Source organism: Pedobacter ginsengisoli (assembly GCF_002736205.1).
Taxonomy (GTDB): domain Bacteria; phylum Bacteroidota; class Bacteroidia; order Sphingobacteriales; family Sphingobacteriaceae; genus Pedobacter; species Pedobacter ginsengisoli_A.
In genome coordinates this window covers 2,950,859-2,968,176 of the sequence record NZ_CP024091.1, presented here as the reverse complement: position 1 = coordinate 2,968,176, position 17,318 = coordinate 2,950,859, and the positions used below count along the sequence as shown (strand labels likewise).

The window sequence follows — 17,318 nt, the reverse complement described above, 5'->3', positions numbered from 1 at the left end:
CCAAAAAGCATTTATTTGCTTTTCTTTTTTCTCATTTCAGCAGTAGGCGTCAAAGCTCAGTCATCCAAAAGCGATAGTTTAGCCGTTGTCTATGAATTGTTAACTCAAAAGGATCAGGTCTTTTCTCTCAAAGCTGAAAAAGGAGCAGCATCCATGCTGATTTTTAACAAAGATTTGCCGAAAATGTATAACCTGGCAATTGAATTTGATGTATTGCCTAAAAATTCAGATTCCAAATTTGGAGTGATCAGCAGGTACAAGAACCAGCAGGACTGGACTTATGTGGGATGCGATCTTACCTCAGATGTTTTAACCAATTCTCATTGGTATGTACGCACGCCGACCAAAAAGAAGGAGATCGCCATTGAAATCTCCAAGTTCTATAAAAACTATAAGCGACATGTTCGTATAGAATATGTGGGCAAAAGCCTGGCAATCTATCTCGATGGAGAACAGGTTACACGTACCACGGCATCGATAATGGGCAATGAGGCCGGATATGTAGGCTTTAGGGTACATGATGGTGCTGAAATAGAGCTGAGTAATGTGAAATTTACTCGGGTTAACAGCTTGATTGAAAAACCAGTGAAATCTTCGTCGATAAAGCTGATGTCAGATCAAATGGAGGTTACTTTTTCTAAGGATTATCCGGCCGTTTATCGGTATCAAATAAAAGAGGGTAATATCCAAGTGCCAGGAGCAAAAAAGATATCGAACGGATTTATTATTAATGGAAAAGCTTATGTTGCTAAAACAAAGGTTGCCACTAGTTCTGGTAAAGTCATTTATCAATCGGAAATACCGGAAATAAATGTTGGGATCACTACCGAGTTCACGCTTCATAAGATGATGCTGGATATGAAAGTAACCGAAATTGCAGAGCGTGGCAACGTTAAAGTGAAAACCATAGCTTTTCCAAATCACGACATTGTTTCCATGAACAACAAGGATGATAAAGCGATGTTGTCGATAGCTCATGATGTTCACAGTGATCAGTTTTTACCTCTTAATAGCCGTTCTGTTGATACAACTGCAGGCTATGCAGCTATCGCCATCCTAAACAACAACAAAATTGCAGTCACTATCGATAACAATTCAATTTACAACGCAAAGCAAATACTGTATCACACCACAAAAACAGGAAACGAGTATTTCACTTCCCTGTTTAGTAATGAATGGATTTATAGAGGCATCACTAATAATCTGCTTCCCTTACCCCAGATGAAAGTGATCTTTGCAAAAGATAACAACGATAACCAAACCGTAGATTGGCAAGATGCAGCCTATGTTTTGGCTCAGGTATACCCGGAACCTTATGGCGCTGATTTGATCAGAAATGTTTATGCCACCATTACGATGAACTTTGCCAGTGGAGGGCAGTACCCTTTCTTACGCCAGCTGGACAATATCAAAAAGTTTAATCTGGCTACTGATGGTTTTGGACAGATGCTTGAACTGAAAGGATATCAATCCGAAGGTCATGATAGTGCCCATCCCGATTATGCCGGCAACTATAACCGTAGGGCAGGTGGACTTACAGATTTGCAATATTTAACGGAGCAGGCGAAAAAGTATAATGCGCATATTGGGGTGCACATCAACCATAGCGAGGCTTATCCCGAAGCAAAAGCCTATGATCATGAAATTATAACAGACATACCGGGCTGGGCATGGTTGGATCAGGCTTATCTGATTAACAAGGAAGCAGATATTAAGAGAGGAACATTTATTCAAAGAATTGATCAAATGAAAAAGGATTTGCCGAACCTTTCTTTTGTTTATATAGATACTTATCGTGAACACCGGTCGATTGCAAATTTTACTGCTCAACATTTCAATAAAAATGGATGGCCTGTATGGACAGAAGACCCTGAGATATTTTATAGAGAGGCGATATGGACGCATTATCCTCCTGATTCGAAGAGCCTGATCTCTCGTTTTGTTCAACATAAGTTCCGTGATGGCTATGCTGCTCATCCTTTATTGTTGGGTGGTTATTCCCGTAGTGCTGAAATTGGTTTTATGGGCTGGCAAAAGGGAAGAGATTTTAACGGGGTATTGCAAAATTTCTTTACCCAGCAACTTCCTTATCGTTATTTGATGAATCATCCATTGAAAACCATAAACGATCAAAAAGCAGTGCTTGAGGGTGATTTGGTCTCGGAATTAATCAATGGGGTACATAAAATGAGTCAAAACGGTCACCTGATAAAGGATGGTGATAACGTATTTATTCCATGGAACCCTGTTACTAAAGAAAAAATTTATCACTACAATACTAAGGGTGGAACATCTACCTGGACCTTGCCAGACAGCTGGAAATCTACAGGTACTATAAGTCTGTATAAACTGACGGAGCAGGGACGTGAATGGGTTGCCGATTTACCTATAAATGGACAAAAGGAGATTACAATAACTGCAGCGCCGAAGCAAGGTTATGTGATTTATAAAAACAAAATAGCCGATGCGACACCAATGATGTGGGGGGCTGGCGGATTGATCTCTAATCCTGGATTTGATGGAGGCTTGTCTGCTTGGGCAATCAGTGGAAAAGATACAAAGGTTGTAAGAACTTCTTATGGACAGGCTGTTTTGCAAATGGCAGGTACTGCAAATGCCAGTCAAACTTTGAACCTTGAAAAAGGGGTGTCTTATGTCTTATCAGTTTGGGCTAAAGTAGCTGGCGAAGGCAAGGCCACGCTCGCTATAGGAGACAATTCCTATTCAATAACCGAAAGTAAGGTGATGAATTTTACCGATAATACAGATAGATTCAATACCAAATTTCAACGCATTAAAATCCCTTTTGTTTACAATGAAGGAAGTAAGGCCCTGAACCTTTCCTTTAAAGGGGCTACTGATAGCTCATTTGTACAATTTGATGATGTGAGGATCGTGAAAAGCACTAATCAAAAATCTGCACATACTTATTTTGAAGATTTTGAAAACGTAGATGAAGGCTGGGGGCCATTTATTGCAAGTAAGTCCAGCGCATATAAAACCCATTTATCTGAGCGACACGAGGGATATACTGAGGATACCATTGATGGGGATTTCTCACTAAAGACATGGCAGGAAGGAAATGGCGAAGTTTACCGTACCTCCCCAGCTATGATTCGTTTCAAGTCCAACACGTCCTATAAAATCAAGTTTGATTACAAGTCTACTGGAAAGGGAGCTTATCGTTTGGTTGTTCGTTCTGTAAAGGACAATAAAGAAGTGATGAATGTTCCTCTTGATGGGGCCACTGTTTTCACAGGTGAATTTACCACAGGCAATGCAGATGATTACTATATCTGTACGACCAAGAAAGGTAACGGCATTCTGGTTATCGACAATTTTTCAATCGATGGAAATCTTAATAAATAGATATTGCTCTCCGGGTCCCGAATTGTTTCGGGGCCTTGTTCTAAAAATTGAATTAATACCCTAAACAAATTAATTAGAAAATGAAAAATAGACATTGGCTTTTTTCTTCTGCAAAATTCAAATATGCTTTGTATTTGAGTTTGGTAATTTTATGCTCGGTTTCTTCATATGCTCAGGAAAAAGAAAAAAACTGGGAAGAGTTGAAACAAGGTTATGAGTTTCCTGCATGGTACACCGAAGCTCGTTTTGGAATTTGGTTACATTGGGGAGGACAGTCTCAGGCCGACAATGGAGGAGGCTGGTATGCCCGTCACATGTATATGCAGGATGTTGGAGGTCAGACTTTCGGTAAAGATGCCTATGCCAATCAACTCAAACAATACGGGCATCCGTCCAAATTCGGTTATAAGGAAGTGCTTCAATCCTGGAAGGCTGAAAAATTAGACCCCAATGCGTTGATGAAATATTTTAAAGAAATGGGGGCTAAATATTTTATGGTGTTGGCCGTTCATCATGATCATTTTGATGATTTCAATTCTACCTATCAAAAATGGAATTCCGTAAATGTTGGTCCTAAACGGGATATCGTAGGCGATTTTAGACAAGCGGCACGAAAATATAAGATGCCTTTTGCAGTAAGTTCACACGATGACCGTTATTTGAGTTGGTGGCTTCCGGCTTTTGGTTCAGATATTTCTGGTCCGTTGAAAGGCGTTCCTTATGATGGAAATTTGACTAAAGAAGACGGGAAAGGTTTGTGGTGGGAGGGGCTTGATCCAGCCGATTTGTATGGATTACCACCTGCCAAAAGGACTCCTGAATGGATTGCTGAGATGAAAAAAACATGGGTATTGCGTCACAAGGAATTGGTGACCAAATATGATGTGGATATGATTTGGTATGACGGCTACGGTTTCCCTTATGGCGCTCCTGGAAAAGAAGTTAGTCGCACTTTATTTGAAAACAGCCTGAAGAAAAATGGTAAAATCATGGCGGTTGTTGCAGGTAAAATTGCTGATGATGATGCTATCGTAAAAGATATTGAGTGTGGAACTTCGAATGATATTAACCCAAAACCTTGGCAAGGTATCATTACGACCAGTAGCGGATGGCTCTATAAAAAGGACAGAGAAATGGTTCATAACGCCCGCACGATTATTGAAATGATGGCAGATGTGAACAGTAAAAATGGGAATTTATTGCTCAATGTAGAACTATTACCCAATGGAAGCCTTTCTACTGATGAAAAGGCAATTCTTGATGAAGTGGGCGCCTGGGTAAATAAAAACAGTGCAGCAATTTATGCAAGTAAACCCTGGAAGGTATATGGAGATAATTTGAATTCGATTTTAAAACGTGCCAGTAATATTGCCAATGCCGATCTGGAAGCGCTGAAAAAGCAAAACGAATCTGAGCAATTTAATCAACGTACAGTTAAAAGTCCGCTTTATGGAAATGATGAAGTCAGATTTACAACTAAAGGCAATATTTTGTATGTTTTTGTATTGAATCCAACTGAAGGTGAGATTAGCCTTCCAACATTAGGTTTAAAATCAAACCAGTCGCCTAATAAGATCAGGTCGATAAAAATGATGGATGGCAAAAAAGTAGCTTTTAAGCAAACGGATGAAAAGCTGACATTTAAGGTTCCTGCGAATCGTCCTTCGAAATATGCAGCTGTTTTTGAAGTAAAAGGAATATTGTAACAGTACAGGTATAAAAAGGGAGTTTACATTGTAAATTCCCAAAATGCCTGCTATCTGATATCGCCAATTTAACAATCAATTCATCTCTCATATAATCAATAAGTATCTCATGAAAAAATTAATGATTTCTTCTCAAGAATCACTCAGGCTAGTCTCTTGTTCGGATATTATTTTCTGCAAATCTGATAATTGTTATACCAGTATCTTTCTGGATAATGGCGAAGAATTAGTGGTTTGCAAATCCTTGAAGAAAATCTCTCAGGAATTAGATTCTTTATTATTTATTCGGGTAAATCAATCGTATTTGATAAATAAAGATTTTATTAAAATAATTGATAAAAGAAATAAGTTTATAGAATTAGTAAGTAGTCAACGTATTCCATTTACAAAAACTATAGCAGAACTTCTTTCCTTAATTTTTGCAAATTTTGAAATATGATAATGCGTAATTACCAGGATCCGAAAAATTGCTTGAAAACTTTAGTGAATTCATTAAATAAATAAGCAATGAACAAAAATGAAGGGAAATATTCAAGAAAAGAACCTCTAAATTCTTACCCAAATGTACCATTTCCTTAATCTTTAAGTACATGGTTCTCTAGCTGATTTTAAAGGGCTATCTTAGTTTTAGTAAAACACTTAACCCTTTAACAATTGATAAAAAATACGCTCATTATTGCCTTGTTCCCTATCGTGGACAGAAAGCACAGTTTTCTGTGCTGACACGGGAGTCGACCAAAGCGGTGGTTCATCAGCAAGATAGTATGCAAGATTTTCAATGGCATCTGCATGGAAAATCTTGAGCTTGACTGCTACAATCTGTATGCATCTCCTAATCCATAAGAAAAGTGCAAGAGTTAAAAGTAATAGAAGCCAAGCGGCAAAAAAAAACAAACCAAAAAACAAACTATGAATAAATTTTTACACTCATTCTCAAGTCCAGACATAGAGACTTCCAAAGTCAGCTAAGTGTTTATCAAAATTGCACCAAATCTGGCTTGTATAGATTACACCAACTTAAGTATAGGAAGACAATTGTTAAGGTCATTCCACGAAGAAGTAAAATTGGTGTGTAGTGAATTATGGCAATAGTGACCAAACCACATATTGGAAGCCGGATTCTACTTATACCTCGCAAGTACATTATCGTTTACAGCCCCTGTGCTGTTTGAAATTTATCCTGACAAGGCACCTGGTATTGAGCTTCATGCAGGTGAAATATTGAGCTCGTTAAGGACTAGTGAGTTACTGGTTAACAATGAAGACAGGGGAAGTCGTCGGCTTGCGATAAGAAAAATGTATCGCACCATAGCGCCGTAGACATCAGCCCATCCAATATTTATGCACCTTGTTGCTAAAAATTCGGAGTAGGTTCATGCTGCTATAGATCAATGTGCGTCAATATAATAGTCAAATTATCTCCTATATAATCAATCAGCATCTCATGAAAAAATTAATGGTTTCTTCTCAAGAATCACTCAGGTTAGTTTCTTGTTCAGATATTCTTTACTGTAAATCTGATAATTGTTATACAAGTATCTTTCTAAATAATGGCGAAGAACTAGTGGTTTGCAAATCCTTGAAAAAAATCTCTCAGGAATTAAACCCTTTATTATTTATTCGGGTAAATCAATCGTATTTGATAAATAAAGATTTTATTAAAATAATTGATAAAAAAAATAAGTTTATAGAATTAGCAAGTAGTCAACGTATTCCATTTACAACTACTATTTCAGAACTTCTTTCCTTAATTTCTGCAAATTTTGAAATATGATAATTCGTAATTACCATGATCTGAAAAATTACTTGAAAACTTTAGTGAATTCATTAAATAAATAAGTAAAGAACAAAAATGAAGGACAAATATTCAAGAGGAGAACATCTGAATTCTGACTCGTGTATGCCATTTCCTTAATCGCTAAGTTCTTGGTTCTCTAGCTAGTTTTAAAGGGTTATCTTAGTTTTAGTAAAACATTTAACCCTTTAACAATTGATAAAAGATACGCTCATTATTGCCTTGTTCGCTATTGCGGACAATAACAACAATTTCCTGTGCTGATACAGGTGTCGACGAAAGCGGTGGTTCGTCAGCAAGATAGTATGCAAGATTTTCAATGGCATCTGCATGAAAAATCTTGAGCTTGACTGCTGCAATTTGTATGTATGCATCTCTTAATCCATAAGAAAGTGCAAGAGTTAAAACTCATATAAACCAACCGGCCAAACCAAAAAAAAACAAACCAAAAAACAAACCAAAAAACAAACAAACCATGAACAAATTTTTACACTCATTCTCAAGTCTAGAGATAGGGACTTCCAAAGTCAGCTAAGTATTCATCAAAATTCAACAGACTAATTCTATTAATTCAATACTATGTATATTAAATTACAACTATTGTTATGTGTATCGCTATGCGCTAGTTTTTCTCATGTGTATGCGCAAAATCCGGATAGAAGTCCCTTGAAGGAATCTGTAACTGATACCTCAAAGAATAGTGCGAGGAAAAAAGTTATAGCGCAAACAGGCACAACTGTATCCCCATCCAAACTCTCCAAGATCCCTGCTGTTTCACTGCAGCAGTATCTTAAGGGGCAGGCACCAGGGATTAATATTCAGGAACCTAGCGGGGAGCCTGGAACTGTTCAGAATATGTTTATCAGAGGGATTTCTGCCCTTTGTTATCTCCGGCTGATGTGATGAAACAACAGCCGCTTGTTGTACTGGATGGAATACCGCTTATCGGAGAACATCCTTTTGCTTACGATATCCAGTTAAACAATTACAACCGTATAGGTACGGCAACAAATCTGCTCAGCAATATTGATATGAACAATATTGCTGAAATCAAAGTACTGCGCGATCTTTCTGCTGTAGCCATTTACGGACCTAATGCCGCTAACGGTGCCATCGTTTTAACATCTAAAAAAGCGGGCCCTGTTAGACAAGTTAGCTTTAACAGTTATTTAGGTTTTGCCCCAAGTCCAAAGGTCACTACTTTAAACTCAGGCTATGAAAATGCATTCAGAAAGCAGTTTTATGACAGATTTACTTCAAATGGAAGATATTCGGATGAAGATATTTATCCTCAGTACCTGAGTGATTCATCGAGTAACTTATACAATGGCCCATCCAATTGGGTAGATGATTATTATCGGAATGCGCTGGTTCATAACATCACCGCAGATCTTTCCGGTGGAAACGAGTGGGCTAATTTTAGGTTTTCCGGAGGTAATATGCGGAATCAGGGAGTCGCCGATTCTACTAGTCTGAATCGATATAATGTGATGTTTAATGTAAACATGAAACCCATGAAGTGGCTTAATGTTTCATTAATGGTTAATGCTAATCGTTTGCAGCGCGATAGAAACCGAAGCTTAAGAGATCGATTTGCGCAAACAAATTATCTTCCCTCATTGGCAATGCCACTTTCGCCTAACAAGGAGGTATACCAGCAATACCTTGCCCAATTTGGTAAAGGGTATGATGATAACATCAATACGCTTCTGGATGGATACGGTAAGATATCTGTTAATTTTAAAAATGTAAAAATCTCTTCCGGAATATCCGTCGACTATAACGAGGGTACAAGGGATATCTTTTATGCAAGGCCATTGATGGAAGGAAATAGTTATGCCTCAAATTATTTTGGCTATAATCAAAGACTTATTTTTGAAAATGTGATCTCCTATAACAAGCATTTTGGATCAGACCATTTGCAAATAGTAGGAGGACAAGCCATCCAATGGGATCTTTCAAAATACAACTATGCTTATGCTTATAGAGGGGTAAATGATTTTATCAAGCTAAATCTTATTGATAATAACCTCAACCCAACGTCTTTTCCCGCCAATCTATTATTTAAGTTTTTAGATAAAACACGCCATAACCTGTTTTCAGTTTATGGTAAAACGTCGTATGATTTTAGTGATAAATACAGCGTTTCGCTACTGTTAAGGGGAGATGCTTCTTCAAATGCCCAGCCTACCAGCAGATGGTTCTTTTCGCCCGTGTTATCAGCAGGTTGGAACATCAAAAACGATTTGTTATCAGCGTCGGAAAATGTTTCATCATTAAGCTTGAGGCTGAGCGCTGGTCGTTTAGGTAAACTAAACACTTATGATAATTTTGGACAAGGTCCTCAGTACACAGCAGACATCGGATATACTGGGAATGTAACTATACCGGGCTTTAATGGCTTTGCAACACTTGCACGTCCTTACAATTTTGGCTGGGTAGGTTATGGCATACCCTGGGCTTACACTGATCAGTTGAATTTTGGAATTGATTTCGGTATAAATAACAATCGATTGCAGGGTAGTTTAGACTTATACACCAAAACAGATAAAAAACAGTTATTGGGAATACCGGCTCATGCTGAATATGGGTATAAAACATCCATTGAACCAGGCATGTCGGTGAATAATAAAGGCGCAGAACTATTATTAAGTTATGCCGCTTTTCAATCTGGTAGTGGTGGGTTTTCGTGGACACCTTCCCTTAACATCAGTTACAATGCCAATAAATTGCTGGCGCTTCCAGGTGGACTAAATGAAATCATAATTGGCAATAGTCTTTTAAGGGTTGGTGAGTCTGTAGATAGGTATTGGTTGCTTACTAATGAAGGTGTGTATAATTCTGTTACCGAAATACCATCTGTAAATGGTGTGCCTATGCAATATACAGGAACCACAATGCAGGCGGGAGATCCTAAATGGAAAGATCAGAATGGAGACAACAAGATAAATAATACTGATAAGACACTATATGGTCATAATCAACCTGTAGTGGTTGGTGGTCTTAATAATGATTTCAAATACGGAAAGTGGTCATTGAATATGAATCTCTACTTCAACCTGGGGCGCAGTTTGATGAATCAACAGATGGCCAACACTCTGGATTTTATCAATCGGGACGGAGAGCAAACTTTAGAGTCAGTAAAAGAGATCACATTTTGGGAAAAGAAGGGGGACAGAAATGATTATCCGCTTTACAACCCTTGGAGCAGCGTGATTCCGTATCGAATTGATCAAAACTTGTTTCTTGAAAATGCATCCTTTGTTAAAATGCGGACACTTTCATTAGGCTATGATCTCACATCTGCACTGGGCAAAGGAAAAATCAAAAGCCTTTATGTATATGCTATGGCGACTAATCTTTTTACCATAACTGGATATAAGGGACGGGATCCAGAACTGGTTCCCTACACCGGTTATGATACCGGATATGGATTACCTATTCCCAGAACTTATACCCTTGGATTAAAAATGAACTTATAATCATGAAAAGAAATTTAAATCATAAGAACTATAATCCTGTTAAAAGTGCGCTTGCAATAGGTGTGGCTATCATTTTAATGCTGATGGGCAGCTGCAAGAAGGTCGTAGATGTTAAATCTACCAGAGCAGTTGCTGAGGTCAATATGTGGAATAAACTGGAGGATACCCGGGCCGCATTATTAGGCATTTATGGATTAACACGTGCCGCGATGGTCGAGAATAATGCCCACTGGATTTATGGCGACGTTAGAGGAAAGCAATTCGTTAGTCCCACCAGACAAGACCTCAAGGCAGTTATTGATAATCGTCTTACTGCCTCGTATAAAACATTAGACCAGCTTTCCAACTGGCGCAGATGGTATGCGGTAATTAATGCAGCCAATATCTTCCTGGAAAGGGTGCGCGATGTAAAAAAGGCCGACTTACGCTACACGGCTAGTAATATGGAAATTGATATTGCTCAGGCGCGCGTTCTCAGAGCTTTTGCCTATTTCTATATGGTGCGCATATGGGGAAATGTACCACTTATCATTTCATCACACGATGGCAGTTTCGAAAACAGAGCACAAAATAGCGGTGCTGAGGTATTAGCCTGGGCAGAGAAAGAAATACTGGGAGTAGTGAATGTATTGCCAAATAAATATGGCGAAAATGATCCCAAACAACCGGGGCTTTATTATGGTGAAAACCATGGCCGATGGACAGGCTCATTGGTTCGACGCATCTCTGCTTATGCAGTTTTAGCACATATTGCTGCCTGGCAAGGCGATTACATCAAGGTGGCCAGTAATGCAACTAAAGTAATTAATGAGATTGGTAGTGCCGAAATTACCCTTACTGATGTGAACAGCTTAACCAGCTCCAACGGATTTTTTTCATCTAAAAGACAGGGCCATTTATTGGGTTTTAATTCTGTTTATGAACATGGAGAGGGTGGAATGTCGGGCCACATAGAAGAACTTACACTGGCCTTTCCATTCGTAAATAAAGCAATCCCTGATATCTATATGTCGAAGGATTCAATTCTTAACACTTTTAATGAAAAGAAGGATACACGTTTCGGCCTGGATACGCTTGGCCGGCCAACAACCGACCGTTACTTTTACAATTTCGATGGCAGGTATCCGATCTTTAGTAAGATCAAGGTGATTATGGCAGGCTCTGCCTCCACCTCAACTACCGATGCTAAATTCAGCTTCTTTTCTAGCATCGCGCTTTTTACACGACTAGAGGATATCTACCTGCTGCGTGCCGAGGCCAGTTCCGTATTAGGTGATCGACAAGGCGCCATAAACGATTTAAATACCATCAGGTCAAGTAGAGGGCTCCCTAATTATAGTGAAGTAACCAACGGACTGGTGATTGATGCCATTTTTAAGGAACGAAAAAGGGAACTGATAGGCGAGGGACATTACTGGTTTGATCAGGTACGCTACAATAAGATCAGGCAAAATAATAGTGTCTTTACTGAACTGATCAAAACAGGAGGTATATACTGGCCTGTGTCCGAAGAACTACTTCAACAAAATAAATTATTAACTCAAAATCAATATTGGAAATAATGGGAATTAATCATTTTAGAAAGCAACTTTTCCTGATTGGATTGACTGCAATCAGCATCATTGCCTGCCAAAGAGATGCTGGATTTTACGATCACGAGGCATTGAGTCAGACGGTTCCGGTAAATACTTATGATTACCTGAAAAGCAAGAAAGGCATATTTGACTCGATGGTTTTGGTTATTGATCGTTTGGGCCTAAAGCAAACACTCAATGATAGTAGTATCACTGTATTTGCCGTTACTAATAATAGTTTTCGTTTGGCGGTTAATAATCTAAATAATACCCGGAAAATCGCGGGGAAGTCTCCATTAAATTTATCCAACATGGATTATATCCAGTTGGATACCATTATTACACAATACATTATGCGTGGTAAATATCCAACTGATTCTATGCAGAATCAAGATGGATTGCTTTTAAGTGGGGTAAGGTATGGATACCAAATGAATGCGAGACTAACGACTGCCGCTACTTCTGGTTTTCAGAATGGGGGGCCTAAAACCATTAACTACAGCGATACCAAATGGAGTCAGTTCCAACGCAATTGGGCAACCACAAGCACAAGTTCTTCGAATATTCTGACCACAAATGGTGTTGTGCATACCATCAGTCAAGATCATATTGCAGGGTTTCAAGATTTTGTAAAGCGTTTCACCTTAACTTTTCCTCCTAAAAATTACATTCAAATGTATGGGGGTAAGCAAACTGTTTCAGCGGAAGCACCGGATAAACCCTACCCAGAAAAATCTTATTTTATGGTGGATGGATCGGTAACCACGAAATTCTTTAACCCTACTGCCTTACAGACAAAACCTTTTTGGTCAAATATTGAATTTTCAGTTCCTCGCATATGTAATGCATACGCATTGAGTTCAGCAAATGATAATCCCGGGAGGAATCCAAAAGCCTGGAACCTTCAAGGGTCACAGGATATGCTGAATTGGGAAATGCTAGATCAACAAAGCAATCAGAATTTTCCTGAGTTTTTTCTGCAGAAAGTTTACCGGTTTGAAAATACCAAAGCCTATAAGCATTATCGGTTGAACATTACAGAAAATAACGGAAGCGGAATAGAGCTACAAATAGCTGAATATGTCCTGGGCTTTAAACTATAAACAGATCAAAAATTCAATTTAAAGAAATGTGTTTCAATCATAATATTCATCGTGTTTTAAAAAGGAAAGGCAATTGGTTGCTAATTGCTGTGCCTTTTATTTTATCCTTATCAGGTTGCAAAAAGTTATTTGAGGTGCCTGCCGAAAAGGAATATATCAGTAATAATATCAGTTACGGTTCAAAATTCTATGAGCCTGTACTGGGCCGGACAGCATTAATGGGAACTTTAAATGCAGATAATTCTACCCAGCCTTTGACCTTCAGCATCGTGAATGCACGTTTTGGTGATGGTAGACCAATGACCGACCTGTTTAAAACAAAGGAAGTATGGGTTTGGACTGCCGCCTATGATGGAAAAGAAAAAAGCCTGGAAGAAATCAATAGTAAAAGAAAAAAAGAACTCAAGCCATTGTTTGAGGTTCGTACTTCCGGTCAGTTGATTTTATGGTCATCAGCTACTGATGATCTTGTCGAAGCAAGAAAAGCTGATAGCACTAATTTTCCACAGAACCGTCGCTATTTTGATGTGAAAGTTTCTAATGTCGGAGGCGAGGTGATCGTTAAAGATTTAGAGCTTAAACTATGGCGTGAACGACCTTATGAGCCTTCTTCAGACTTTAATCCCTACACAGGGAAAATAGCAAAGAACCCGGTTGATTTCCTGGATCCCTTTAATAAACTGGATTACATTCGTCCTTCGCGTTTATCTAATATCATCGGAAAAAGTATCAGAAAAGAATTATCATCCGGTGATGTGGCTGTATACATCAGGCCATTTTCTGGGGGTAATGGGCACTCGCTGCGCTTCAAGTTTTTGGATAAAGATGCAGTAGCTATTAATCCTGCAAAGTTCAACGAAACTAAATGGGATCAGTTGATACACGGATTTAATCGTGAAATGACTAAGGAGTATGTACAGTACGATGTTGCTTATCCTATCCCCTTAGTTAATATCGCTACTCCATATGCCAGTGGGGGAAAAGCTAATGTAAACTTTAGTTATTCCAGATTGGGCTTTGGAGGCGCCAGACAAGTAGGAACGATAGGCCTGGACTTTAATATTTATAGGGAAGGAGACTGGGAAATTGTTTTTCAATTCCGTAACGACAATCCAAAATTTGAAGATGAATAAATCTAATACCTGATATGTATATGAAAATAAAAATAATTTTAGGGGTATTAGTTTGTATAGGACTTATATCCCCAAACCTTAAAGCACAAACTAAGAACGTTAAGCTTAAGGGGATTGTAATTGATGAGGGAACAAAACAACCAGTTCCCTCAGTATCCCTGGTAACAGGAAATCCGTCCAAAACCGTTGGCTTTAGTGATGGAAAAGGGCATTTCAGCGTGGATCTCCCTGTAGGAATTACTGTTGAGTTTAGATATATTGGGTATCGTCCCCAAAAACTAAAAGTTAGTGTTGAGCAATTGAATCTTAGCATAAAACTTAAGGAACTAACTCAAAATATGGATGAGGTAGTGGTGCGAGGTTTCGTGGCACGATCTAAGGAGCTCACCACAGGTTCTTCTTTTACAGTGAAAGCAGAGGAACTGCAAGATGTTCCCGTTGCAAATATTGAACAACTTTTACAAGGAAAAGTACCCGGACTGAATATTCAAAATAATACTGGAGCTCCTGGATTTAGAGGAACTACACAGCTGCGGGGATTATCTACTTTACAAGTATCAAACTCAAATAATGAAACGTTTCTGCAGCCAACTTCTCCGCTTTATGTGATTGATGGGATCCCTATCGATGCGGATAAAGCTTCTGAGATGGGATTTGACCTTCAAGGGCCTGGTATTAGTCCCTTGTCACTTATTCCTCAGGAAGATGTTGAAAGTATTGAAATATTACGTGATGCACAAGCAACCGCTTTGTATGGTTCCAGGGCGGCCTATGGAGTAATTATCATTAACACTAAAAGAGGCCATTCCAAAATCCCACGTGTCAGGTACACCAATAACTTTTTTGTGAGTACACCTCCTGCATTAAGAAAAACGTTAGGTGGAAATGACGAACGGGCAGTAAAACTGCAGCAGATTTATGGCAATGCCTTAAGTTTTGATGATATCATTCGAATTTCAAAAACACCATTATTGTCTGACAGTTTGAATAATTACTATAACAATTCAACAAACTGGCAATCCATATTCTACCGTACTACTTATAACCAAACACACAACCTGGCCATTGATGGTGGTGATGAGAAATTCAATTACAAAGCAAATATGGGATACTTTGCCAATAAAGGTATTCTAAAGAACACTGGATTCAGCAGATACACCCTAAACATGAATGCAGAACTCAGACCTAATGATCGTTTCAGGTTTACTACATTTCTTTCTGGTGGGATAGGTAAGCAGCAAAAGGGTGATGGCCTTGGGTTTCTTCAGCGCGGAGTAGCCGATAATGCTCAGGCTTCGTCATTACTTCCCGGGCCGTCATTTTATCAGTCTTCTGGAGGAGTGGTTTCGGCTTTAGAAACCCTAAATGACAATGCCACCCGAAATATCAGGACCAGCATTGATGCGGAATACAGCATATTGCCAGGATTGAAGCTTGTATCAACCGTAAATTATAGTTTCTCTTCTGATATCGAAGATACCTTTACCCCCGCGGCAGCCAATAACCAATTTTCACAGGTATATGGATTTAATGGAAGAAGCACTTCATTGTATAATAGAAATATGCTTAACTATAATGTCACATTCAAAGAAAAACACAGCTTATATGTATCGGTGGCTAATGACATTAATGAACAGCGAGGGCAGACTTCAGCGATCAGACAAGCACGTACCCCTAATGATCAGTTTCAAGGACCTCTGGGCTTTGATGCTTACAGTTCAAGAGGGGGAGGTGTTTTAAGTTATAATCGTGCCAAATTAGCTTCTTTTTGGGCTTCAGCTTCCTATGACTTTATGCGAAAATACATACTTGATTTGGCATATCGTATTGATGGAACATCTTCAAGTGGCTTAGATAATCCATATTCCAAAAACCCATCTATTGGTTTACGTTGGAATTTTGGTAAGGAGAACTGGATGTCTAATCTGGATTGGTTAAATAGTGGATCAATCAGACTTAGTTGGGGAAAGAACATCACCCCAACAGGAAGCTTACAGAGCATTTATGGTAAATATAACATTGGTAGTAATTATAATAACCAGCAGAGTATAGGTGTTGATTTTGGATCAATACCCAATCCGGATCTTAAGCCGAAATCAAGGGAAATGTATAATTTGGGCTTAGATTTTAGCTTGTTTAAAGGTAAAGCTGATCTGAACTTTGACGCTTATTTCAGTGAAATAAAGAATGAATTGTATTCACGGAGTATGTCTAATACAATTGGATTCGGAAATTTACCAAGTAACGAAACTGGAATGGTTAATTATGGATACGAAATGTATTTTGCCATCAGACCATTATCCGATAAAAGTCCTTTTAAACTTAATCTTTCCTTTAATGGTGCCTGGAATAACAACATCCTTACCCGTTTGCCGGAAGGATATAATGGACAAAATATAGTCTTTGCAGATGGTGATGGACAACATACCATTTTACGTGTAGGAAGAAATACATTGTCTAATTATCTGCTCATTAATCAGGGCGTATTTTCTCAGGATTCGGATGTTCCTGTTGATCCGGTATCAGGATTGCGTTACCAAACTGGACAGAGATTCTATACGGCCGGAGATCCCAACATCAGAGATGTGAATGGCGATTATATCATGGATAGAAATGACTATCAGATTACTGGAAATTCTCAGCCCTTATTAACAGGAGGAATGTCAGCTAATCTTTCTTACAAGGGATTGGGGATCAATATTTACGCTTCCTATACAGCAAAAAGGACCATACTAAACAATGCACTAGCCAGTCGTCTAAGCATTATGAATAATCCATTTGGTACAAATGCGGTGGTTTCCCTTCCAGATGTAGATATGTGGCGTAAACCAGGCGACATTGCAAAATATCCGTATGCATTTGATTATAACCGTTACGGTACGATCCGTCCTTTTCGCTATGATCAGAATTTGTGGGAAGAAGATGGAACTTATCTAAAAATCAATAATGTGACCTTGTTTTATTCATTTCCAAAGGAATTTGCAAAACGATTGGGTATAAGTAACCTTAGGGTACAAATGAGTGCCAGCAACATTATTACATTTTCTGGATATTCCGGGCCAAACCCAGAGAATGTAACCGCCCTGGGAAGAGATCTTTCCGCCGGTTATCCGAATTCCAGAGATTATATTTTTGGTATTAACCTAGACTTTTAAT

Annotated in this window: 10 protein-coding genes; all 10 read left to right on the top strand. The window is 38.7% G+C overall.

What is annotated here, in order from left to right:
- Window positions 1–15: 15 nt before the first annotated feature.
- The 10 genes from CPT03_RS12220 to CPT03_RS12170 all read left to right on the top strand — a co-directional run bounded on the left by CPT03_RS12220 (window position 16) and on the right by CPT03_RS12170 (window position 17,317).
- Complete coding sequence (locus tag CPT03_RS12220) at window positions 16–3,369, top strand: endo-alpha-N-acetylgalactosaminidase family protein (protein ID WP_172954175.1); 3,354 nt, start codon at window positions 16–18, stop codon at window positions 3,367–3,369.
- A gap of 80 nt (window positions 3,370–3,449) precedes the next feature.
- Window positions 3,450–5,075, top strand: a complete 1,626-nt coding sequence (locus CPT03_RS12215; RefSeq protein ID WP_099439112.1) for an alpha-L-fucosidase — start codon at window positions 3,450–3,452, stop codon at window positions 5,073–5,075.
- A 109-nt stretch (window positions 5,076–5,184) separates the two neighbouring features.
- The gene (locus CPT03_RS12210) at window positions 5,185–5,514 is read left to right on the top strand and encodes a LytR/AlgR family response regulator transcription factor (protein WP_099439111.1); all 330 of its coding nucleotides are present in this window, start codon (window positions 5,185–5,187) and stop codon (window positions 5,512–5,514) included.
- A 1,005-nt stretch (window positions 5,515–6,519) separates the two neighbouring features.
- Window positions 6,520–6,849, top strand: a complete 330-nt coding sequence (locus CPT03_RS12200; RefSeq protein WP_099439109.1) for a LytR/AlgR family response regulator transcription factor — start codon at window positions 6,520–6,522, stop codon at window positions 6,847–6,849.
- A gap of 600 nt (window positions 6,850–7,449) precedes the next feature.
- The gene (locus CPT03_RS12195; protein ID WP_157766426.1) at window positions 7,450–7,773 is read left to right on the top strand and encodes a TonB-dependent receptor plug domain-containing protein; all 324 of its coding nucleotides are present in this window, start codon (window positions 7,450–7,452) and stop codon (window positions 7,771–7,773) included.
- The gene (locus CPT03_RS12190) at window positions 7,773–10,352 is read left to right on the top strand and encodes a SusC/RagA family TonB-linked outer membrane protein (RefSeq protein ID WP_099439107.1); all 2,580 of its coding nucleotides are present in this window, start codon (window positions 7,773–7,775) and stop codon (window positions 10,350–10,352) included. The genes CPT03_RS12195 and CPT03_RS12190 overlap by 1 nt, the downstream gene beginning before the upstream one ends.
- 2 nt (window positions 10,353–10,354) lie before the next feature.
- The gene (locus tag CPT03_RS12185; protein WP_099439106.1) at window positions 10,355–11,914 is read left to right on the top strand and encodes a RagB/SusD family nutrient uptake outer membrane protein; all 1,560 of its coding nucleotides are present in this window, start codon (window positions 10,355–10,357) and stop codon (window positions 11,912–11,914) included.
- A complete protein-coding gene (locus CPT03_RS12180; protein WP_099439105.1) occupies window positions 11,914–13,029 on the top strand; it encodes a fasciclin domain-containing protein in 1,116 nt (371 codons plus the stop codon). The genes CPT03_RS12185 and CPT03_RS12180 overlap by 1 nt, the downstream gene beginning before the upstream one ends.
- 26 nt (window positions 13,030–13,055) lie before the next feature.
- The gene (locus CPT03_RS12175) at window positions 13,056–14,162 is read left to right on the top strand and encodes a DUF5007 domain-containing protein (protein WP_099439104.1); all 1,107 of its coding nucleotides are present in this window, start codon (window positions 13,056–13,058) and stop codon (window positions 14,160–14,162) included.
- A 20-nt stretch (window positions 14,163–14,182) separates the two neighbouring features.
- Complete coding sequence (locus CPT03_RS12170) at window positions 14,183–17,317, top strand: SusC/RagA family TonB-linked outer membrane protein (RefSeq protein WP_099439103.1); 3,135 nt, start codon at window positions 14,183–14,185, stop codon at window positions 17,315–17,317.
- Window position 17,318 lies beyond the last annotated feature (1 nt).

What these genes read in the sequence shown, in the direction of transcription:
- CPT03_RS12215 (WP_099439112.1), top strand. Translation starts at nt 3,450, where the DNA reads ATGAAAAATAGACATTGGCTTTTTTCTTCTGCAAAATTCAAATATGCT.
- CPT03_RS12210 (WP_099439111.1), top strand. Translation starts at nt 5,185, where the DNA reads ATGAAAAAATTAATGATTTCTTCTCAAGAATCACTCAGGCTAGTCTCT.
- CPT03_RS12200 (WP_099439109.1), top strand. Translation starts at nt 6,520, where the DNA reads ATGAAAAAATTAATGGTTTCTTCTCAAGAATCACTCAGGTTAGTTTCT.
- CPT03_RS12195 (WP_157766426.1), top strand. Translation starts at nt 7,450, where the DNA reads ATGTATATTAAATTACAACTATTGTTATGTGTATCGCTATGCGCTAGT.
- CPT03_RS12190 (WP_099439107.1), top strand. Translation starts at nt 7,773, where the DNA reads ATGAAACAACAGCCGCTTGTTGTACTGGATGGAATACCGCTTATCGGA.
- CPT03_RS12185 (WP_099439106.1), top strand. Translation starts at nt 10,355, where the DNA reads ATGAAAAGAAATTTAAATCATAAGAACTATAATCCTGTTAAAAGTGCG.
- CPT03_RS12180 (WP_099439105.1), top strand. Translation starts at nt 11,914, where the DNA reads ATGGGAATTAATCATTTTAGAAAGCAACTTTTCCTGATTGGATTGACT.
- CPT03_RS12175 (WP_099439104.1), top strand. Translation starts at nt 13,056, where the DNA reads ATGTGTTTCAATCATAATATTCATCGTGTTTTAAAAAGGAAAGGCAAT.
- CPT03_RS12170 (WP_099439103.1), top strand. Translation starts at nt 14,183, where the DNA reads ATGAAAATAAAAATAATTTTAGGGGTATTAGTTTGTATAGGACTTATA.